Annotated in this window: 20 protein-coding genes; 18 read left to right on the forward strand and 2 right to left on the reverse strand. The window is 65.1% G+C overall.

Annotated elements, in window-relative coordinates; translation table 11 throughout:
• Window positions 1-19: 19 nt before the first annotated feature.
• The 18 genes from L1073_RS13075 (at window position 20) to L1073_RS13160 (ending at window position 17,033) form a co-directional block, all read left to right on the forward strand.
• Complete coding sequence (locus tag L1073_RS13075; protein ID WP_246899928.1) at window positions 20-871, forward strand: putative selenate ABC transporter substrate-binding protein; 852 nt, start codon at window positions 20-22, stop codon at window positions 869-871.
• A complete protein-coding gene (locus L1073_RS13080) occupies window positions 868-1,566 on the forward strand; it encodes an ATP-binding cassette domain-containing protein (RefSeq protein ID WP_246899930.1) in 699 nt (232 codons plus the stop codon). Before L1073_RS13075 ends, L1073_RS13080 begins: the two co-directional genes overlap by 4 nt.
• Complete coding sequence (locus L1073_RS13085; RefSeq protein ID WP_246899931.1) at window positions 1,563-3,089, forward strand: PhnE/PtxC family ABC transporter permease; 1,527 nt, start codon at window positions 1,563-1,565, stop codon at window positions 3,087-3,089. Before L1073_RS13080 ends, L1073_RS13085 begins: the two co-directional genes overlap by 4 nt.
• On the forward strand, window positions 3,083-3,403 hold the full coding sequence (locus L1073_RS13090; RefSeq protein ID WP_246899933.1) for a YnfA family protein: 321 nt from the start codon (window positions 3,083-3,085) through the stop codon (window positions 3,401-3,403). Before L1073_RS13085 ends, L1073_RS13090 begins: the two co-directional genes overlap by 7 nt.
• A 433-nt stretch (window positions 3,404-3,836) precedes the next feature.
• Complete coding sequence (locus L1073_RS13095) at window positions 3,837-4,544, forward strand: beta-ketoacyl synthase chain length factor (RefSeq protein ID WP_246899934.1); 708 nt, start codon at window positions 3,837-3,839, stop codon at window positions 4,542-4,544.
• Window positions 4,545-4,701: 157 nt separating this feature from the next.
• Window positions 4,702-4,965: a phosphopantetheine-binding protein gene (locus L1073_RS13100; RefSeq protein ID WP_246899936.1), complete on the forward strand. Its 264-nt coding sequence runs from the start codon at window positions 4,702-4,704 to the stop codon at window positions 4,963-4,965.
• 8 nt (window positions 4,966-4,973) lie between these two features.
• Window positions 4,974-5,549 carry a COG4648 family protein gene (locus L1073_RS13105; protein ID WP_246899937.1) on the forward strand — a complete coding sequence of 192 codons (576 nt, stop codon included), beginning with the start codon at window positions 4,974-4,976 and terminating at the stop codon, window positions 5,547-5,549.
• On the forward strand, window positions 5,539-7,335 hold the full coding sequence (locus L1073_RS13110) for an ApeI family dehydratase (protein ID WP_246899938.1): 1,797 nt from the start codon (window positions 5,539-5,541) through the stop codon (window positions 7,333-7,335). The genes L1073_RS13105 and L1073_RS13110 overlap by 11 nt, the downstream gene beginning before the upstream one ends.
• A complete protein-coding gene (locus tag L1073_RS13115) occupies window positions 7,328-8,086 on the forward strand; it encodes a glycosyltransferase family 2 protein (protein WP_246899940.1) in 759 nt (252 codons plus the stop codon). The genes L1073_RS13110 and L1073_RS13115 overlap by 8 nt, the downstream gene beginning before the upstream one ends.
• Window positions 8,083-9,057, forward strand: a complete 975-nt coding sequence (locus L1073_RS13120; RefSeq protein ID WP_246899942.1) for a lysophospholipid acyltransferase family protein — start codon at window positions 8,083-8,085, stop codon at window positions 9,055-9,057. The genes L1073_RS13115 and L1073_RS13120 overlap by 4 nt, the downstream gene beginning before the upstream one ends.
• A gap of 40 nt (window positions 9,058-9,097) precedes the next feature.
• Complete coding sequence (locus L1073_RS13125; protein WP_246899944.1) at window positions 9,098-9,694, forward strand: LolA family protein; 597 nt, start codon at window positions 9,098-9,100, stop codon at window positions 9,692-9,694.
• A gap of 20 nt (window positions 9,695-9,714) precedes the next feature.
• Window positions 9,715-12,027, forward strand: coding sequence for an MMPL family transporter (locus L1073_RS13130; protein WP_246899946.1), 2,313 nt, complete (start codon window positions 9,715-9,717; stop codon window positions 12,025-12,027).
• A complete protein-coding gene (locus L1073_RS13135) occupies window positions 12,027-13,298 on the forward strand; it encodes an NAD(P)/FAD-dependent oxidoreductase (RefSeq protein ID WP_246899949.1) in 1,272 nt (423 codons plus the stop codon). Before L1073_RS13130 ends, L1073_RS13135 begins: the two co-directional genes overlap by 1 nt.
• Window positions 13,295-13,891, forward strand: a complete 597-nt coding sequence (locus tag L1073_RS13140; protein WP_246899951.1) for a DUF3261 domain-containing protein — start codon at window positions 13,295-13,297, stop codon at window positions 13,889-13,891. Before L1073_RS13135 ends, L1073_RS13140 begins: the two co-directional genes overlap by 4 nt.
• On the forward strand, window positions 13,888-15,078 hold the full coding sequence (locus tag L1073_RS13145) for a beta-ketoacyl-ACP synthase (protein ID WP_246899953.1): 1,191 nt from the start codon (window positions 13,888-13,890) through the stop codon (window positions 15,076-15,078). The genes L1073_RS13140 and L1073_RS13145 overlap by 4 nt, the downstream gene beginning before the upstream one ends.
• A gap of 1 nt (window position 15,079) precedes the next feature.
• A complete protein-coding gene (locus L1073_RS13150) occupies window positions 15,080-15,553 on the forward strand; it encodes a hotdog family protein (RefSeq protein WP_246899954.1) in 474 nt (157 codons plus the stop codon).
• Window positions 15,550-16,275, forward strand: a complete 726-nt coding sequence (fabG, locus tag L1073_RS13155; RefSeq protein ID WP_246899956.1) for a 3-oxoacyl-ACP reductase FabG — start codon at window positions 15,550-15,552, stop codon at window positions 16,273-16,275. Before L1073_RS13150 ends, fabG begins: the two co-directional genes overlap by 4 nt.
• A gap of 131 nt (window positions 16,276-16,406) precedes the next feature.
• Window positions 16,407-17,033 carry a hypothetical protein gene (locus tag L1073_RS13160; protein WP_246899957.1) on the forward strand — a complete coding sequence of 209 codons (627 nt, stop codon included), beginning with the start codon at window positions 16,407-16,409 and terminating at the stop codon, window positions 17,031-17,033.
• Window positions 17,034-17,078: 45 nt separating this feature from the next.
• Here the strand turns inward: L1073_RS13160 and L1073_RS13165 are convergent, their stop codons facing one another.
• Both L1073_RS13165 and L1073_RS13170 read right to left on the reverse strand, forming a co-directional pair.
• Window positions 17,079-17,936 carry a universal stress protein gene (locus L1073_RS13165; RefSeq protein ID WP_246899958.1) on the reverse strand — a complete coding sequence of 286 codons (858 nt, stop codon included), beginning with the start codon at window positions 17,934-17,936 and terminating at the stop codon, window positions 17,079-17,081.
• 132 nt (window positions 17,937-18,068) lie between these two features.
• A complete protein-coding gene (locus L1073_RS13170; protein WP_246899959.1) occupies window positions 18,069-19,559 on the reverse strand; it encodes a SulP family inorganic anion transporter in 1,491 nt (496 codons plus the stop codon).
• Between the last annotated feature and the right edge of the window lie 57 nt (window positions 19,560-19,616).

A 19,616-nucleotide genomic window follows, 5' to 3' on the forward strand; every position in this document is an offset into this window, starting at 1 on the left:
TTTTCACAGGAGTATGCCCATGCGCTGGCTCGTCGCCTGCCTGTTGATTCTCATCAGCACCGCCGCATCGGCGGAAACGTTTCGCTTCACGGCCATCCCCGACGAAGACCAATCGCGACTCGAAGAGCGCTTCGACAAGGTCGCCCATTATCTTGAGGATCGACTGGGCGTGGACGTCGAGTACGTGCCGGTCAAATCCTATAGCGCCGCTGTCTCGGCCTTCCGCAACGATCAGGTGCAACTGGCCTGGTTCGGCGGCCTGACCGGCGTGCAGGCACGCCGCCTGGTGCCCGACTCTCGCGCCATCGCCCAGGGCAAGGAAGACGCCGAATTCCGCACCTACTTCATCGCCAACCATGATAGCGATGTCGACACGCAAGGCGATGACCTGCCCAAGAACGTGCAGGGCAAGGCGTTCACCTTTGGCGCCAAGACTTCCACTTCCGGGCGCCTGATGCCGGAATATTACATCCGCGACCAGTTCGGGGCGCCACCCAAGTCGCTGTTTTCGCGCGTCGGCTTTTCCGGCGACCATACGCGCACCATTGCCCTGGTCGAGTCCGGCACCTACGACATCGGCGCCGTCAACTTCAAGGTCTGGGACGCCGCCGTGGCCGATGGACGCGTGGATACCGACAAGGTCGACGTAATCTGGAAGACGCCGACCTACCCCGACTATCAATGGACCGTGCGTGGCGACGTCGACAGTCGCTATGGCAACGGCTTCACCGACAAGGTGCGTCAGGCACTGCTCGATATGCACGATCCCAAGCTGCTCGAGAGCTTCCCCCGTGAGGGCTTCATCCCCGCCGACAACGACGACTACCAGCCCATCGAAGACGTCGGCGAGAAACTAGGCCTGCTGCGTTGAGTGTAGAGGAACTCGTTCGCTTCGACGGCGAGGCGCTGGGCCATGCACGCCATACCGTCCTCGCCGAGCTCACGCTAGGGCTTCAGGCCGGCGAACGCGTGGCCTTGCTGGGCCCCAGCGGAGTGGGAAAATCGACCCTGCTGGCCGCCTTGCGCCAGCGCCTCGGGCATCGTGCGGCCTGGTGTCCGCAGGAGCACGGCCTGGTGCCGCCGTTGTCGGTCTATCACAACGTTTACATGGGCCGCCTGGAACGCCACTCTGCGTTCGCCAACTTCCTGAATCTGATCCGCCCGAGGCGTGATGCCTGGCACGAGATTCAAGCGCTATGCGGTGAGCTAGGTCTTGAGGGGCTGCTCAAGCGCCCCGTGGCACAGCTCTCCGGAGGGCAACGCCAGCGCGTGGCCATCGCCCGGGCGCTCTATCAGGCGCGCGAGGTATTTCTCGGCGACGAACCGGTCGCCAGCATCGACCCGCACCAGGCGCGCCGCCTGCTGCATAGGGTGCAGAATCAACACACGACCTGTGTGATTGCCCTGCATCAGCGCGAGCTCGCGTTGACCCATTTCGACCGCGTGTGGGGACTGCGCGACGGCCGACTGATGTTCGATACGCCGGCGCGCGAGCTGACGCTTGACGATCTCGACACGCTGTATCCCGACGCCCACTCGTCCGATCCCCAACCGGAGCCGGCATGAGGGAAGAACGCGCGCCAGGCCTGCTCGCCGGTGACTCCCTCAATCTGCGCCTGGCCCGACGCTCGCTGGGGCTGATTGCGCTGTGTCTGGTATTGCTGCCCTTCGCCGACCTGGCGATCACCACTCACGATCCTTGGGCCGAGCTGGGGCGCATGCTCTCCGGCCTGCTGCACCCCGACCTTCTGGCGACCGAGTCACTGCCTCATGCCATTGCCCTGACCATCGGTTTTGCGCTGTGGGGCACATTGCTCGGTATGCTGCTGGGATTCCCGCTGGCTTTGCTCTTCCCGCGCTCGCGCCTGCTACGCGGTGGCTGCGCGTTCGTGCGCGCCATCCACGAGCTATTCTGGGCGCTGCTTTTGCTACAGGTCTTCGGCCTTTCGGCGGTCACCGCCATCGCCGCCCTGACGATTCCCTACGCCGGCATTTTCGCCAAGGTCTACGCCGAGATTCTCGAACTCACGCCGCGCGCGCCGGTTGATGCGCTGCCCGAGGGCGTCGGGCGTCTGTCGCGTTTCGTGTATGCCGAACTGCCCATGGTCTGGTCGCGGCTTTCGAGCTATACCCGCTATCGCTTCGAATGCGCCATGCGCTCCAGCGTGCTGCTCGGGTTCGTGGGCCTGCCGACGCTCGGCTTCCATCTGGAAAGTGCCTTCCGCGAAGGACGCTACCCCGAAGCCGGCGCCTTGCTGTGGCTGTTCTACCTCATGATCGCCTCGCTGCATCTATGGGGACACCGCCGCCTGCTGCCGTGGATCGCACTGGGGAGTCTGTTCCTGCTCGGGCCCTGGCCAGACATCGACGGCGCCCTGCTATGGCGATTCGTGAGTGTCGATCTATGGCCGCAACCCTTGCTCGAAGGGAACTGGAGCGGACTCTGGCAATGGTTCAGCGAGATCCCCGACCTGCTGCCGGCCATCGGCAATACCCTGCTGCTGGGACTGATGGGCACCGCTGGCAGCCTGGTGGTCGCCTTGCTGCTGTGGCCGCTGGCCAGCCGGCATTTCGGCAACCGCCCCACCCGCATGGCAGGCAAGGGCGTCTTGATCCTGATGCGCTCCACGCCGGAATTGATGCTGGCGTTCATCTTCCTGTTGATGCTCGGCCCCTCGATGCTCCCCGCCTGGCTGGCGTTGTCGTTACACAACGGCGCCCTGATCGCCTTTCTGGTGGCGCGACATGCCGATGCCATCGTGCCGGGTAGCCACGCACTGCCCGCGTCCGGGCGTTATGCCTACGAACTGTTGCCGCGTCTTTATGGCGGCTTGCTGGCGCTGCTGTTCTATCGCGCCGAGACGATCATTCGCGAAACCGCGCTGCTGGGCATGCTCGGCATCGCCACGCTGGGCTTTCACATCGACTCCAGCTTTGCCTATATGATGTTCGATCAAGCCTTCGTGCTGCTGTTGATTACCGCCGCACTCAACATCGGCGTCGACGCCCTGGCGCGCCGCTACCGACCGCGCGAAATCGCCGACACCCCAGGCCAGCACGACCGCCCCGCGGGAGAAGCCCCATGCTGATCACGACACTGCTGTTCATCGTCACCGCTCTGGCGGAAATCATCGGCTGCTACCTGCCCTGGCTGTGGCTTCGCCAGCAAGGCTCGCCCTGGCTGCTGGTCCCGGCGGCCGCCAGCCTCGCATTGTTCGCGTGGCTATTGACGCTGCATCCCGCCGCCAGCGGACGTATCTATGCGGCTTACGGGGGCGTCTACGTGGTCTGCGCCCTGGGCTGGCTGTGGGCCGTCGATGGCGAACCGTTGCAACCCACCGACTGGATCGGCGCCGGTCTCGCGCTTGCCGGGATGGGCGTCATCGCCAGTGGGTGGCGATAAGAAAACACCACCGACGCCGAACGCAAGGCGTGGACGGCAACGCTCACCCCATACCTTGTAACGATCACCGCGTGCATAGCCAGTCGCTTGCGCCACCCCGCAAGCATTGCCTACGTCGTTCGCCGCCATGACTGACAGCCAGTCACGCGACGCCGACATAGACTGACATCTGACAGCACACAGATTCACGCGCGCCACACATCAGCGCCACGTGCCGTTTCCCTGCACCCGCAAATGCGGGTTTGGCCTCAGGCCGGACCGCCCGCCAGGGCGGTCATTTTTTACTCCCCACCCTCGCCTCAAAGCCCCGTTGTCGGCGCCCCGAGACAGTAGCCATCATGCTACGACTCGGGTAGGGTAAACGCCTGTATACGTTGTTATTCACCCCACGAATCGAGCCAGCGGCATTCGCCGACGAAACGGAAACGACTGCATGACGACACCGGCCATGATGTACGTGCATGACTGGCGCGCCTGGCAGCCCGGCCGCCGCGATACCTCGCAGCCCCGCCTCAGCGTTGCGGAAAAACCCGCCGGCGGCCATGTGCCGGCCATGTTGCGACGCCGTTTGACCGGCATCGGTCGCGCACTCTGCGACATGCTGGCCGAACTCGATGTCGACGCCGACTGCCCCCTGCTGTATGCCTCCCGCCATGGCGACGGTGAACGTACCCTGGAAATGCTCGATTCACTGGCAGAAGAAGCGCCGCTGTCGCCGGCACGCTTCGGGCTCTCGGTGCATAACGCCATCCCCGGCGTGTATTCGATCGGACGCGGCAACCGCCGCACTCAGCAGGCAATCGCCGCCTCGGGCGACGAATTCGCCGCACTGCTCGTCGAAGCCCGGGGGTATCTGGCACAGGGCGAGCCGGCAGTCATCGTCGCCTTCGCCGAGCAAGCGATCCCCGCGCGTTTCACCGCGCACTTCACGACCCCAGTCGACACCGCCGCCGTGGCACTACGCGTGTCGTTGACGCCGGCGCAAGACGCCTGGGCGCTGACGCCACGCCCACTGACGAGCGACGACACCGCCGAGAGCCGCCCCCAGCCCAGCGATCTCATCGACTGGCTATGCGGCATACGCGACGAACTCCATTGCCACCGGCCACGCCAGGCATGGTCGTTGGTGCGCGCCGAATAACGCATGAACGAGATCACCCCCGATGAACGTCGACGCCCTGCCCTGTAACCGCTTACAGCCTGTATCATAGGCCAGCCGGTATAGTGCGTCCCGCCGTCGGCAACGTTTACGCACACGACATACGCCTTATGCTGCATCGACGAGAATGGAGTCGCCCATGACGAGCGAATTGGAACAAGAGCTCAAGCATCTCATCATCGACACCCTCGAACTCGAGGACGTCACGCCGGAGGATATCGATCCCGACGAGCCGCTGTTCGTCGAAGGTCTCGGCCTGGACTCCATAGACGCTCTGGAACTGGGGCTCGCCCTGCAGAAGCGCTACGGCATCAAGCTGGAAGCCGATAGTGACGAAACACGCCATCACTTCCGCAATCTGCGCACGCTCGCTGCGCTGGTCGAGGAGCGTCGCACCGCGTAGAGCCCAGCATGAATTCCCGTACCCCGTCGTCGGCCGCACCGCGCTCGGCCCTGTTCAATCTGCTCCTGGGCATCCTGGCGTTGGGATGGCCGCTGGCCGTGCACGCCTTGCTGCCGCGTCTGGGCGCCTGGCCGTTGCTGATCGCTCTCGTCGCTCTGGCTTGGTGGCGGCTACCCGCCACGCGCCGAGGATGGGGTTGGGGATTGCTGATCGCCGGCGGGGGCCTGCTCGCTGCCGGCCACGCCGAACTCGGGGTACGCGCCTGGCCGGTGCTTCTCAATATCGCCATGCTCGCCGCCTTCGCTTACAGTCTGGCGCGGCCACCCAGTGCCATCGAGCGCCTGGCGCGGCGCCGCGAACCCAACCTCGGCCCGCGCGGTGTGCGTTACACGCGACGCGTGACTCAAGCCTGGTGCGTATTTTTCGCCATCAATGGCAGCATCGCGCTATGGACCGCACTCTACGCCGACCTGGCCACATGGACGCTCTACAACGGGGGCATCGTCTATGCCCTGCTGACGATGATGTTCGGCGGCGAATGGTTGATCCGTCACCAGGTAAGGAAAACGCCCGATGACGAATGACACGACGCACGGCCCACTGCTGGCCACCCCGTGGCGTGAGCGCGATCCAGCACGCGCCGTCGCCTGGCAAACCGACGCTTACGCCGAGACGCCCTGGCACACGCTGGCGGCATTCCAGGCCGACATCGGCGCCTGGCAGGCGGCGCTGGATGCGCATACCGAGCCCCCCGGTGACTGGATGCTGAGCACACACGACCCTTACCGGTTCGGCTGTGCGTTGATCGCCGCATGGGAACGTGGCGACCGTGTCATCCTGCCGGCCGACACGCGTCCGGCGACACTCGAGGCCCTCGATGCCCTGGGTGCCGCGCGCCTGGGGGATATTCCCGGCGGCCTGACGCCGAGCGCTTCCCCACGCACGCCGCGCTGGGGCACGCTCGAGGCGGAGCGCATCGCCGTGAGTCTCTATACCTCCGGCTCCACCGGCGAACCGCAGCGCCTCGACAAGACGTTCGCCCAGCTCAACGCGGAGCTTGGCATGCATGCCGCGCTATGGCCGCTCGAGGCACGCCTGACGCTGAGTCAGGTGAGTCATCAGCATATCTACGGGCTGTTGTTCGGCGTGCTGCGCCCGTTGTGCGAACGCAGCCCCTTCGCCAGCGAGGTATGCCGCTATCCCGAAACCCTGCATCAGTGGTTAGCGCACTGGCATGCGCAAACCCAGCGCGAGGCGGTGCTGGTCAGCGCCCCACCAACTCTTGAGCGGCTTCCAGAGACACTCGACTGGTCGGCGGTCGACGGCGTGCTGGCGCGTATTCATTCCTCCGGCGCGCCCCTGCCGCGCGATGCGGCCGAGCATGCCCAGCGCCTGCTCGGCGTCGAGGTGCGCGAAGTCTATGGTAGCTCCGAAACCGGCGGCATCGCCTGGCGCATCCAGCAATGTGACTCCAAGTGGACACCGTTTCCCGATGTCGAGATAAGTGCCGATAGCGAGCACCAACTGTGGCTACGCACACCGTGGCTGACCGACCCCACGACCTGGACGCCGCAGGCCGATCGCGTGGTCGTCGAGGACACTCGCTTTCAACTCCTCGGTCGCAGCGATCGTATCGCCAAGGTCGGCGGCAAGCGTATCTCGCTCACCGCCTTCGATCACGCCCTTGGCGAACTCCCGGGGGTGCGCCGAGCGCATTGCATGCCGCTGGCGAGGCGCGATGGCCGCCTGGGCGCCATCGTCGAGCTCGCTTCTGAGGCCGTACCGCATGATCATTCAGCGCGCCGCCGGCTGATCCAGGCGCTGCGCACCGCACTGGCGCCGCGCTTCGAGAATGCCGTGCTACCGCGCTACTGGCGCTTCGTCGAGACCTGGCCCCGCGATGCCCAGGGCAAGCTCGGTGCTGCGTGCCTGTCACGCCTGTTCGCAGATCTCGACGATCCCCGCGCACCGCGCTGGCTGGGCGAAACGCTGGACGGTCCGCAAAGCGCACGTCTCACCCTGGAAGTGCCCGAACGCCTCGCCTATGTCGAGGGCCATTTCGCTACGCAGCCGGTAGTACCGGGCGTGGTCATGATGCGCTGGGCGCTTCACGCCGCACGCGAAAGCCTCGACCTGCATGGCGTGTGCCGCGACATGACCCGCATCAAGTTTCCCCTGCTGCTGCTGCCGGGGGAACGCGTCACCCTGACGCTCGACGCCACACATGACAGCTCGCATGAAACCGCTCATGACGATGCTCATAACGACGCCATGACGATCCAACTACGCTTCACGTTCACTAGCCAGCGCGGTACTCATGGGACCGGCACGCTGATACTGACCCCGCCGGAGGGCGTACACCATGCGTGACGACGCCCGTGCCTGTGTCATTATTCCAGTCTACAACCACGCCGAAGCGGTGGGGCGTACATGCCAGGCGCTGCGCCGGCTGGACGTGCCCCTGCTACTCGTCGACGACGGCTGCGAGCTTGCCTGTACCGCCGTTCTCGAGCGCCTCGCCAGCGCGCCACGTACACATCTGCTCAAACTGCCTTACAACCAGGGCAAGGGGGCGGCGGTCAAGGCCGGCCTACGCGAGGCGCAGCGGCTGGGCTTCACGCACGCCCTGCAAGTCGATGCCGATGGCCAGCACGACGCCGACGATTTACCGCCGTTTCTCGCTGGCCTCAATGCCGACGACACCACGCTGCGCATCGGCTATCCACGTTTCGATGCCAGCGTGCCACGCCACCGCTTCTACGCCCGTTATCTCACCCATTCACTGGTGTGGTTGAGCACCCTTTCCTTCGCGCTGCGCGACACCATGTGCGGCGTCAAGCTGTATCCGGTGGCGGCGACCAATCGTCTGGTCGCGCGGCATCCCTGCGGGGACCGCATGCAGTTCGACACCGAGTTACCCGTGCGCTGGATATGGGCGGGGGCGCCGGTCGAGAACCTGCCCGTGCGAGTCAGTTATCCCCTCGATGGCGTTTCGCATTTCGCCATGTGGCGCGATAACCGCCAACTCACCGCCATGCATCTACGCTTGCTTGCCGGTATGCTGCGGCGGCTGCCACGCCTGCTATGCCGCCGTGTGCGAATGACCAGGAGTACCGGATGACCCCCAGTGACGATGATACGCAACGCAACGCACAGCACTGGTCGCGCGTTCAGGAGTCCGGCACCTTGGCCGGCATGCGCCTGATGATCTGGATTCGCCGCCACCTGGGACGCTGGCCGTTTCGGCTCATGCTGGTGCCGGTCATTCTTTACTACTACGCGATACGCCACATTCCCCGCCAGGCGTCGCAGGATTATCTCAAGCGCATCTGGCCACTCTATGCCGGGCGCGCGCCGCGCTGCGTGCACTGGCTGAGCCTGCGCCATTTCCTGGTCTTCGGCGGCATGCTGATGGACAAGATCGATGCCTGGAGCGGGCGCAGCCTGGAGGCGCGGGTCGACGGCGAAGACCGCGCCCGACTCGACGCTGCCATCCGCAGCGGACGCGGCGGGCTGGTACTGGTCTCACACGTCGGCAACCTGGAAATCTGCAGCGCCATGCAGGAACGCCGCGACGACTTCCACGTAGTGCAGATCATGCACACCCGCAACGCCAGCAAGTTCAACGAGCTGCTCGCCCGCAGCAACCTGCGCCGCGCGCCGGAGATCATCGAGGTCAGCGAGATCACCCCGGCCACCGCCATGTTGCTCGCCGAGCGCATTCAACAAGGGCGTTTCGTGATGATCGCCGCCGACCGCGTGCCGATCCACGACGGCGGTCGCACCCAGACGCTCGACTTCCTGGGCGCGCCCGCTGCCTTTCCCGAAGGCCCGTTCCATCTGGCCACCCTGCTGCGCTGTCCGCTCTACACGGTGGCCTGCCTGCGCGACGCCGAAGGCTACCGGGTCGAATTCAATGACTTCGACGACACCACCCACGTCAAACGCGTCGAGCGCGATGCCTGGCGCGAACAGGCCATGCGCCGTTACGTACAATGGCTGACCGACCAGTGCCAGCGCCAGCCCCTGCAATGGTTCAACTTCTTCCCATTCTGGGCCTCTTCGACAACGCACACACGCGACGACGACTGAGTTTCATCGCCGCGAGTCACCTCGACACGGGAGAAAGCACATGATGCGCCGCTTGATCGCCTACGCCTGCCTGGGGTTCATCGGGCTACCGCTCGCCGCACACGCCTTCGACCACCAGGCACTGCAGGAACGTCTCGAACAGACGCCGGCGCTGCAAGGCCGCTTCACGCAGGTCCGTTGGCTCGCCGATGTCGATACGCAGCTCGAAAGCCAGGGGCGCTTCGCTTATGTCCGCGACGAGAAGGTCGTCTGGCAACTGGAAACGCCCGTAGAGGATACGCTGGTACTCACGCCGGCCGATGCCGAAGACGCCACGCAATCGGAAAGCGCCCGTCAGGCCGGTCGCGAGCAGATTGCGGCGCTATTGCTGCGCCTGCTCGGCGGCGACTGGTCGGCGCTGGATTCACGCTTTACCCAGACCCTCGAAGGCGACGCCGACGACTGGCGAGTCGAACTCACGCCTCGCGACTTGGCCCTCGCCGAACGCATCGGCGAGATTCGCCTGGCCGGCGGCCGCTACGTCGAGCATCTGGAGATGCACACCGCCGATGGCGACCGCCTGAGCGTCGACTTCAGCGATCAGGCGCCGCTGACGCCTGAAGCGATCGACGCCCTCCCCGACGCCGATACCCGCTGACCGGATCGAGAGAACCCCTCATGTCGCTGTTGCCTACCGCCACGCGCGCGCCCCGTTACCTTGCCTGGGCCTGGCTGGTTGCCCATCTTGTGTGTCTGGTGGCACTCGGCTGGCTGTTGCGCGATGGCCTGCCGGCAGACACTCGGCTGACTGCCATGCTGCCGGAGGACCGTCAGGCTCCACTCGTGGAGCGCGCCAGCGCCAAGCTGGGCACGAGCTTCGAGGACCGTTTCGTGCTGCTGGTGCACGCCGACAACCTGTCGAGCACCACGCCCGCGCTGGCCGACGCACTCAGCGGGGATAGCGACGCGGCGTCGGTGATCGACACCCTGACCTGGCGCGACACCGACCTGCTCGATGACGATCCCCAGGCGGCACTCGACGCCTATCGCTATCGCCTGCTGACCCCCGAGATACGCCAGGCCATCGATGCCGACGGCGGTGAATCACTGGTCGAGCCGGCACTGCAGGCGCTGTTCTCGCCCGCCGCACGCCCCGACCCGCGGCGCGACCCGTTCGGGCTGCTCGATGCCTGGCTCGAGGAACGCACCACGAGCCGCGTCACCCCGCGCGACGGCCGTTTGAGCGTCGCTATCGACGACCAGCGTTTCGACCTGCTGATCGGCGAGCTCGCCGCCTCGCCCTATGCGCCGGAGGCCCAGCAGCGCCTGACCACGGCATTGGCGGATTTTCAGGCCGCTCACCCCGAGGCGACCCTATTGCGCTCGGGGCTGATCTTCCATGCCGCCGCCGGCGCCGAACAAGCCAAGCACGAGATCTCGACCATCGGCCTGGGTGCGTTGCTCGGTCTGATCGCGGTGCTGCTGATCGTCTTTCGCTCGCCGCGCGTGCTGTTCGCATTGCTTTTGCCGCTGGGTAGCGGTCTATTGATGGCGCTGACCCTGACGTTGGCATTGTTCGGCAGCCTGCACTTGCTGACGCTGGCCTTCGGCGCCAGCCTGATCGGCATCGCCATCGATTACGCCCTGCATCTCCAGAGTCATCGGGCCATCGCCGGCCGCGCCTTTCGTCTCCGCGCCCTGCTCCCCGGACTCGCGCTGGGCCTGGTATCGAGCCTGGTCGCGTATCTCGCTCAGACCCTCACGCCGCTGCCCGGACTGCGTCAGATGGCGGTCTTCGCCGCGCTGGGGCTGCTGGGCGCCTGGCTCTCGGTGGTGCTGTGGCTACCCCGCCTACACCTGCCCATCTCGCCGGCCACCGCGCGCCTGGCGACGCGCTGGGAACGCCTCACCCGCTCACCGTGGCGCCTCACGCCCGGCATCGTCGGCGTGGTCGCAATGATCCTGGTGGCGGTCTGCGTCTGGCGCCTGCACAGCGACGACAGCCTGCGGCTGCTCAGTTCATCGCCCGATGCCTTGCTCGAGCAGGAGCGCATCGTGCAGCGACACTTCGGCAACGATACCGGCACACACTATTTGCTGGTGCGCGGCGACGATGAAGCCGCGCTGCTCTCGCGGCTCGACGCCCTGCACACACCGCTGGACGCGCTAGAAGACCAGGGCGTGATCAGCGGCCACGTCGATCTTGCCGACAGCGTCCCGCCGCCCGAGCGACAGAACGCCGACCTGGCGCGTGTCGAACGCCTTTACCAGGCCCCGCTCGCGCACCTGCTCGAGCGCGCGAACCTGCCGGACACACTGGCCAAGCGGGCACGCGCGCGCCTCGACGAGAGCCCGCTGCTGGATGTCGCCACCTGGCTCGACTCGCCACTCGGGGAGTCGCAACGCCGCCTGTGGCTAGGCAAAACCGACGACGGCGACGTCGCCGCCAGCGTGGCGCTTCAGGGCGTCGCGGACGGCGACGGCGAGCCGCCTTTGCGGCAACTCGCCGCCGACACGCCCGGCGTTACCTATGTCGATCGCATCGAACGCCTGTCGGGGCTCCTCGGCGAATTACGCACGCATATCGCCGAGTGGCTGGCATTGGGCCTCATCTTGCTGGGCGCGGGGCTGAGCCTGCGCTATCGTCGGCGTACCTGGCGAGTGCTGGTCCCCCCGCTGGGCGCTACGCTGATCGTATTGACGAGCTTCGCGGTGGCCGGCATCCCGCTCAACGTCTTCAGTCAGTTGGGGCTATTGCTGGTCTTGGGCATCGGCCTCGACGCGGGTATCTTCAATGCCGAGCATCCCCGCCAGGCCGCCGCCTGGCTGGCCATCAGCCTGTCCACGCTGACCAGTCTGCTGGCCTTCGGGCTGCTCGCGTTCAGTGCCACCCCGGCGCTTCACTATCTCGGCCTGACGTGCCTGATCGGCCTGGCCGCGGTGTGGGGGCTGGTCTATTTGCTCAGGCCCGGTCCACGAGGAGACGCTTGATGAACATGCACACCGACGCATCCCCGCATGCCACCGACTGTGATGTCGCCATCATCGGTGCCGGGCCCGCCGGTGCGGCCGCCGCCACGCGCCTGAGCCGCCTCGGATGGCACGTACATGTCATCGAACGCAGCCATTTCCCGCGCTTTGCCATCGGCGAAAGCCTGCTGCCGCAGAGCATGGCCTATCTCGAGGCGGCCGGTTTGCTGGAAACAGTCCAGGCCGCTGGCTATCAGCCCAAGAACGGCGCCGCCTTCACCCGCCACACGCGGACCACCACCATCGATTTCCGCGAAAAATCGACGCCCGGCTGGGGCACCACCTATCAGGTGCCGCGCGCCGACTTCGATCAGCGCCTGATCCACGCCGCCGAGGCCCAAGGTGCGACACTCGAGTTCGGCACGACGGTCACCGCATTCGACGCCGATGCCGCGCGCCCCGTGTTGCAACTCGAGGACGAACAGGGGGCAACGCGCTCCTTGAGCGCGCGCTTCGTGCTCGATGCCAGCGGCTACGGCCGGGTATTGGCGCGCCTGGAATCACTCGAACGCGATCCACGCGCCGAGCCGCGCATGGCGATCTTCAGCCATGTCGAGGACGGCATCGAGGACGCCGATTACGACCGCGAGAAGATCCTGATCGGCGTGCACCCCGAGGACGCCGGCATCTGGTATTGGCTGATCCCGTTCGCCGACGGACGCGCCTCGGTGGGCATCGTCGGCGACATCGACACCCTCACCGCGCATGGCGACAGCCCCGTGGCGCGCTGGCAAACCCTGATCGACGAGGAGCCGCGCTTTCGACAGCTTCTGCACCAGGCGCGGCGCGTGCGCGAGGTCAACGAGATACGCGGTTACGCAGCCAGCGTCACGCGCCTGCACGGCCCCGGTTACGTGCTGCTCGGCAACGCCGGGGAATTTCTCGACCCGGTGTTTTCCTCCGGCGTCACCATCGCCCTGCATTCGGCGCACCTCGCCGCGCCTCTGGTCGACCGCCAATTACGCGGCGAGGCAATGGACTGGCACGCCGACTTCGAGACCCCGCTGCGCGCCGGCGTGGAAACCTTCCGCGCCTTCGTCGAGGCGTGGTACGCCGGCACGCTGCAGACCATCGTCTTTCACGAAGCGCCACCGCCGCGCTTCAAGCGCTGGATCAGCGGCGTGCTCGCCGGTTACGCCTGGGACCGTGACAACCCTTTCGTCACCGCCTCGCGACGCCGCCTGGCGACACTTGCCGAAGTCTGCGAACAACGCGACGAGGTGCGCTCATGAGCCTGGCACGATATCCACTCGCGCTCGCGCTATGTAGCCTGATGCTCCTCGGCGGCTGCTCGCTGGCGCCGCCCATTGCGCCCCATCCGGCGCTGGATCAGGCCGAACGCTCGGAGACACTTACTCGACGCCTGACCTTCATCCCCGACGACGCGGACGCAGACAAACAAACCCTGATCGCCGTGCTGCGCCTCGCCCCGGACGAATTGCGCGTGGTCCTGACCACACCCTACGGCCAGCGCCTGACGACGCTAGTGCGCGACGCCTCGGGCAGCCGCTTCGAGCAGGGCGATGCCCCGCGCGAAGAAGACTTGCCGTTTCCGCCGGACTGGCTGGCGACGCGGCTGGAGTGGTCACTGTGGCCCCGCGCGGCACTCGAAGAGGCCTTCGCCGATAGCGACTGGACGCTCGACGAGAATCGCCGAGAGCGCCTGATCGCTTATCGCGGCGAACGTGTCGCGCGTATCACGCCGCCACCGGCGCAGCGCGATAGGCACGCTGACAGCGACGTATTGCTGGAAGATTTTCAAGGCGACTACCGACTGAACATCGCGCCGCTCGATTCGTCCACCGACCACGAGGCCTCGCGATGAACCTATCCGCCGACCGCCAGTTCTGTCGTCTGTCGCGTCCCGGCGTGGTATGCAGCCTCGGCGACGATCTGGAGACCATCGCCGACGCCTTGTTCGCGGGGCAACGCGGGCTGACGTCCAGTGCCGCCTTCACCCCCGAACGCGCGCTACCGTTGGGCATGGTCACATGCGAGCTCCCCGACTGGAATGCCTGGCCACCCGAGCAGCGCAGCCGCAACAACCGCTTGTTGGCACTCGCCATGCACCGCCTGCATGACGCACTCGAACATCTATGTAATTCGGTATCGCCCGAGCGCATCGGCGTGGTCATCGGCACCAGTACCTCGGGCATCGGCGAGACCGAGCGCGCCATCGCCGAGGAGGGACCCGAGGGGCCGCTACCCGAGACATTCCGCTATGCCAATCAGGAACTCGGCGCGCCGGCACACTTCGTCGCCGAGCGCATTGGTGCCCAGGGGCCTGTGTATGCGCTGTCCACGGCGTGCAGTTCCAGCGCACGGGCGCTGGCCAGCGCGCGACGCCTGCTCGCCAGCGGGACATGCGACGCGGTCGTCACGGGGGGCGCGGATAGCCTCTGCCGCTTGACCGTCAACGGCTTCGCCAGCTTGGAAGCGATCAGCGAGCAGCCTTGCCTGCCGTTCTCCGCACAGCGCGACGGCATCAATATCGGCGAGGCGGCGGCACTGTTCGTGGTCACGCCGGAAGCCGGCGGCATTCAGCTCAGTGGCACGGGCGAGTCCAGCGACGCCTATCACGTCTCAGCGCCGCGTCCGGATGGCAGCGGCGCTTACGAAGCGATGCGCCAGGCCCTGGCAATGGGCGGCTGCGCGCCCGAGGCGGTGGACTATCTCAACCTGCACGGCACCGGTACCCGCCACAACGACAGCATGGAAGCCCAGGCAGTCGCGACGCTGTTCGCCACCTCGCCGCCATGCAGCTCGACCAAGGCCTTGACCGGCCATACCCTGGGCGCCGCCGGGGCGCTGGAAGCCGCATTTTGCTGGTTGGCGCTCCACCGCGGACGCCTGCCAGTGCATGTCTTCGACGCTGTGCCCGACCCCGAATTGCCATCACTCGATTATGTAACGCCTGCGCACAAGCCGCGTCCGCTCAAGCAGGCGCTGAGCAATTCTTTCGCCTTCGGCGGCAATAACGCCGCGCTGCTGATGACCCGCGAGGCGCACTGAAATGGCACTTCACACGCCTTGCGACGTGAGACCGTTCGTCCCCCATGACGGCGCGATGTGTCTGCTCGACACGCTGCTGGATTACGACGCCGAGGGCGCCACTGTCGAGATCACCCCCCAGGCCGACGATCTATTCGTCGAGGACGGGGCGATTCCCGCCTGGGTCGGCCTCGAATGGATGGCTCAGGGCGTCGCCGCCTGGGCCGGGGTCTGGGCGCATATCGATGGCGCGCCACCGCCACCCGGTTTCTTGATCGCCAGCCGGCGTTATCAAGCACATGTGGATAACTTTACTCTCGGCGCGCCGGTACATGTCCGAGTGACGCGGGAATTCGTCGCCGACAACGGCGTGCGCGCCTTCACCGGCACACTGTCGACGGCGGCGGGCCAGTGCCTCGCCGAAGGGCGCCTGAGTATCTTTCAGCCACCGCCGGACGCTTCTTCTTCCCCTACAGAAAGGCCAGACGCTCGATGACCGACACTATCCTGGTGACCGGTGCCAGCCGTGGCATCGGTCGCGCCACCGCCCTGCGCCTGGCGCACGACGGCTTCGATATCGTGCTGCATTACCGCTCGCGCGAGCAGGAGGCTGCAGGCGTCGCCGAAGAAATTCGCGCGCTAGGCCGCGAGGCACGTCTTATGTGTTTCGACGTAGCCGATCGCGAACAGGCACGCACGTGCCTGGAAGCAGACATCGAGGCCCACGGCACGTATTTCGGCGTGGTCTGCAACGCCGGCATCACCGCCGACAATCCGTTCCCCGCGCTCACCGGCGACGACTGGGACAGCGTGGTGCATACCAATCTCGACGGTTTCTACAACGTGCTGCATCCGCTGGTCATGCCGATGATCCAGCGGCGCAAGCCGGGGCGCATCGTCACCATCGCCTCGATGTCGGGACTCATCGGCAATCGCGGCCAGGTCAACTACAGCGCCGCCAAGGCGGGAATCATCGGCGCCACCAAGGCGCTGGCCATCGAACTGGCCAAACGCCACATCACCGTCAACTGCGTCGCCCCCGGCTGGATCGACACCGATATGACGCACCACCTGCCCCAGGAAGAGGTGCTCAAGCTGATTCCGATGCGCCGCACCGGCCAGGCCGAGGACATCGCCGGCGTGGTGAGTTTTCTATGCTCAAAGGATGCCGCTTATATAACGCGCCAGGTGTTGCCGGTTAACGGCGGCATGTGCTGAGCAGCTATTTTGTAAACAACCTCTGGACTGTTTTGTAAACGCCCTCTGGAGAGGATGTCGCTTGCCACCATCAAGCTTGGCGCGACGAAGCCGATAAGGAGGCATACGCCTGAGGCAATGGATACGACTCGATGAAACGCTTGGCTTTGATGCTTGCCATATTCCTCGCCATCGCCCTGCTGGGAGGTGTACTGCTGTCGGCCACCGATCTCGCCTGGCCGCTGCCGCCCTCGGCGCTGATTCCCCTGGGTGCGTTCGTGCTTGCACTGGGGGCGCTGGCGATCTTGGCCCTGCTGGGCCTGGCGCTATGGCAACAGCTTTCCCAGCAGCAGCGCGCCTTGCACGATAGCCTCGACGCCCTTTCCCATCATGGGCGTACGCAGACCACGGCACTGCTGGCCGAGCATTTCATGCAACATGCCGAACGTTTGCTGGAGAAAGAAGGGCTGGATCCCAATAAGCGCAACGTGCTGCGCTGTCTGTCCATCGACGCCCTGCGCGGCAATAGTGGGCGCGGTGATCCCAACTATGCGCGTCTGGCACGCCTCTTCGAGTGGTTCAACGGCGAGGCACGCGCCACTACCGGCGACAATGCCGAGCGGCAACGCCTGCTGGTACCAGTATTGATGCAGTATGCGGAGATCGCCGTCCAGCTATGCCGTGTCGGCGAAAGCGAGCCGGAGCGTGTAGGCGAGTTTCTGAATCATCAGCCGCCTGCGGCAACCCAGAACGAGGAAGAGGAGGCGCCGTCGACGTGACCGACGCCTTGCACCATGCGGTTCACTGGCCCTTGACCACGGCGCTTAGCGTAACAGCAGCAACGGCACCTTGGCGCGACGAATCATAGCCGTGGTGGTGCTGCCCACCAGGAACTGACGAATGCGCGAGTGCCCGTAGGCCCCCATGACCAGCAAATCGATGTCGTGTTCGTGCTGATAGTCGCACAGCACCTTCTCGACCTCGCCGGCGATGATTTGCGTATGCACCGCACTACTGGTCGGCGTCATTTGCTTCTCCGCCCAGGCCAGTTGCTCGCGATGCTCGTCGGTATCCGCCCCCACCAGCACCAGGTGGCATTCCAGGTCACGTAACAACGGTCGTTCCGAGAGCAATTCGACCATCTTGCGCGTGGTCGGACCGCCATCGAAGGCGATCAGGTAGCGTTGGGGCGTGGTGAAGGACTCCGGAATCACCAGAATCGGGCGATGCAGTCCGCGAATCACACGTTCGAGGTTACTGCCCATGTGCTCCGGCGAGGTATCCGCCGATTCACCGCGCTTGCCCAGCACGATCAGGCGCGCTTCTTCTTCGATCTCGGTCAAGGCCTCGACCAGCTCGCCGTTACGCTGGCGGGTCTCGACGTCCGTCACACCAGCAGCTTCGGCACGCTCACGCGCCGCGCTCAACATCAAACGGCCATGCTCTTGTGCAAGCTTGCCACGCTGCTCGTCGAGACTCGCGAGCTCTTCGAGAAGGTTCTCGCGCGAGCCGAGTCCGATGTTGCCGCGTGGATCGAACTGGCTTGGCGCCTGATTGCGATCCAGTACATGCACGAAGGACAGCGGAACATCCATGCGCTGGCTCGCCCAGACCGCAGCGTCGCTCACGGTTTCCGAATAACTCGAGCCATCGATACACGCCATGACGTGAGGTGCTTTCATGTGGCGGGCTCCTTCTGATGATCTTTCAAATTCCCATCGCAATGGGGCTTAACACATGATACCCAGGCAAGGGGAGGCTTGTCGTCTCCCCCTTTAGGCACTATCTGAAAAGGCCTACAGACTTAGCGCGATTCAGTGGCCCATGAGCTTTTCCACCGCATCGGGCTTGTCGTGCACCGCGAAACGATCCACCAGTGTGGCACTGGCCTGATTGAGACCGGTGATTTCCACCTCGGTACCCTCGCGGCGGAACTTGATGACCACCTTGTCGAGCGCGCCCACTGCGGTGATGTCCCAGAAATGCGCTCGGGTCAGATCGATATGCACGCGCTCCACGGTTTCCTTGAAATCGAAGGAATCCACGAAACGATCCGCCGAGGTAAAGAACACCTGGCCGACGACACGATAGACACGCGTCTGGCTCTCCTCGTTCATCTCGCTGCCCACGTAGAGAATCTGGCCAACCTTGTTGGCGAAGAACAACGCCGCCAGCAGTACTCCCACCAGAACACCGATGGCCAGGTTGTGGGTTGCCACCACCACGACCACCGTCGCCAGCATGACGATATTGGTCGACAACGGATGCTTGCGCAGGTCGCGCAGCGATTCCCAACTGAAGGTCCCGATTGCCACCATGATCATCACCGCCACCAACGCTGCCATGGGAATCTGCGCCACCCAATCGCCGAGGAAGACCACCAGAAACAGCAGGATGACGCCGGCACACAACGTGGAAAGGCGCGTACGCCCGCCGGATTTGATGTTGATCACCGACTGCCCGATCATCGCGCAACTCGCCATGCCCCCGAGGAAGCCCGTCGCCATGTTGGCGATCCCCTGACCCTTGCATTCGCGGTTCTTGTCACTGGGCGTATCGGTGAGTTCGTCGACGATGGTCGCCGTCATCAGCGACTCGAGAAGCCCCACGATGGTCAACGCCAGTGCATACGGGAAGATGATCGCCAGCGTCTCGAAGTTGAGCGGCACATCCGGCCACAGGAACATCGGCAAGGTATCCGGCAGCTCGCCCATATCGCCCACGGTGCGCACCATGGAGAAATCGCCCAGCATATAGATCGCGGTGAGTACGATGATGCAGACCAATGGTGACGGCAGTGCGCGACCGATGACCGGCACATAGGGAAACAGGTAGATGATCGCTAACCCACCGAGCGTCATGGCGTAGACATGCCAGGTCACGTCGGTCAGCTCCGGCAACTGCGCCATGAAGATCAGGATCGCCAGGGCGTTGACAAAGCCCGTGACCACCGAGCGCGAGACGAAACGCATCAGCGCACCCAGGCGCAGGTAACCAGCCACGATCTGCAGTAACCCCGTCAACACGGTGGCCGCGAGCAAGTATTCGACCCCGTGCTCCTTGACCAGCGTCACCATGAGTAGCGCCATGGCACCGGTGGCGGCGGACACCATGCCGGGACGGCCCCCGGTGAAGGCGATCACCACCGCCATGGAGAAGGAGGCATAAAGTCCTACCTTGGGGTCGACCCCGGCGATGATCGAGAAGGCGATCGCCTCGGGAATCAGTGCCAGCGCCACCACAGCGCCGGCTAGAACGTCCGAACGTACGTTCGAGAACCAACGTTGTTTGATGGATGCGTACATGTTGTCGTCCAGTCGATGTGAAGGCGCAGCCGACGCGGCACCGCCCATGGCTTACAT

Origin of the sequence: Chromohalobacter nigrandesensis (genome assembly GCF_023061285.1) — a bacterium.
GTDB lineage: Bacteria > Pseudomonadota > Gammaproteobacteria > Pseudomonadales > Halomonadaceae > Chromohalobacter > Chromohalobacter nigrandesensis.

Bases quoted from the DNA above. Each gene is read 5' to 3' on its own strand.
- L1073_RS13075 (WP_246899928.1), top strand. From the start codon at position 20: ATGCGCTGGCTCGTCGCCTGCCTGTTGATTCTCATCAGCACCGCCGCA.
- L1073_RS13085 (WP_246899931.1), top strand. From the start codon at position 1,563: ATGAGGGAAGAACGCGCGCCAGGCCTGCTCGCCGGTGACTCCCTCAAT.
- L1073_RS13090 (WP_246899933.1), top strand. From the start codon at position 3,083: ATGCTGATCACGACACTGCTGTTCATCGTCACCGCTCTGGCGGAAATC.
- L1073_RS13095 (WP_246899934.1), top strand. From the start codon at position 3,837: ATGACGACACCGGCCATGATGTACGTGCATGACTGGCGCGCCTGGCAG.
- L1073_RS13100 (WP_246899936.1), top strand. From the start codon at position 4,702: ATGACGAGCGAATTGGAACAAGAGCTCAAGCATCTCATCATCGACACC.
- L1073_RS13105 (WP_246899937.1), top strand. From the start codon at position 4,974: ATGAATTCCCGTACCCCGTCGTCGGCCGCACCGCGCTCGGCCCTGTTC.
- L1073_RS13110 (WP_246899938.1), top strand. From the start codon at position 5,539: ATGACGAATGACACGACGCACGGCCCACTGCTGGCCACCCCGTGGCGT.
- L1073_RS13115 (WP_246899940.1), top strand. From the start codon at position 7,328: ATGCGTGACGACGCCCGTGCCTGTGTCATTATTCCAGTCTACAACCAC.
- L1073_RS13120 (WP_246899942.1), top strand. From the start codon at position 8,083: ATGACCCCCAGTGACGATGATACGCAACGCAACGCACAGCACTGGTCG.
- L1073_RS13125 (WP_246899944.1), top strand. From the start codon at position 9,098: ATGATGCGCCGCTTGATCGCCTACGCCTGCCTGGGGTTCATCGGGCTA.
- L1073_RS13130 (WP_246899946.1), top strand. From the start codon at position 9,715: ATGTCGCTGTTGCCTACCGCCACGCGCGCGCCCCGTTACCTTGCCTGG.
- L1073_RS13135 (WP_246899949.1), top strand. From the start codon at position 12,027: ATGAACATGCACACCGACGCATCCCCGCATGCCACCGACTGTGATGTC.
- L1073_RS13140 (WP_246899951.1), top strand. From the start codon at position 13,295: ATGAGCCTGGCACGATATCCACTCGCGCTCGCGCTATGTAGCCTGATG.
- L1073_RS13145 (WP_246899953.1), top strand. From the start codon at position 13,888: ATGAACCTATCCGCCGACCGCCAGTTCTGTCGTCTGTCGCGTCCCGGC.
- L1073_RS13150 (WP_246899954.1), top strand. From the start codon at position 15,080: ATGGCACTTCACACGCCTTGCGACGTGAGACCGTTCGTCCCCCATGAC.
- fabG (WP_246899956.1), top strand. From the start codon at position 15,550: ATGACCGACACTATCCTGGTGACCGGTGCCAGCCGTGGCATCGGTCGC.
- L1073_RS13160 (WP_246899957.1), top strand. From the start codon at position 16,407: ATGAAACGCTTGGCTTTGATGCTTGCCATATTCCTCGCCATCGCCCTG.
- L1073_RS13165 (WP_246899958.1), bottom strand. From the start codon at position 17,936: ATGAAAGCACCTCACGTCATGGCGTGTATCGATGGCTCGAGTTATTCG.
- L1073_RS13170 (WP_246899959.1), bottom strand. From the start codon at position 19,559: ATGTACGCATCCATCAAACAACGTTGGTTCTCGAACGTACGTTCGGAC.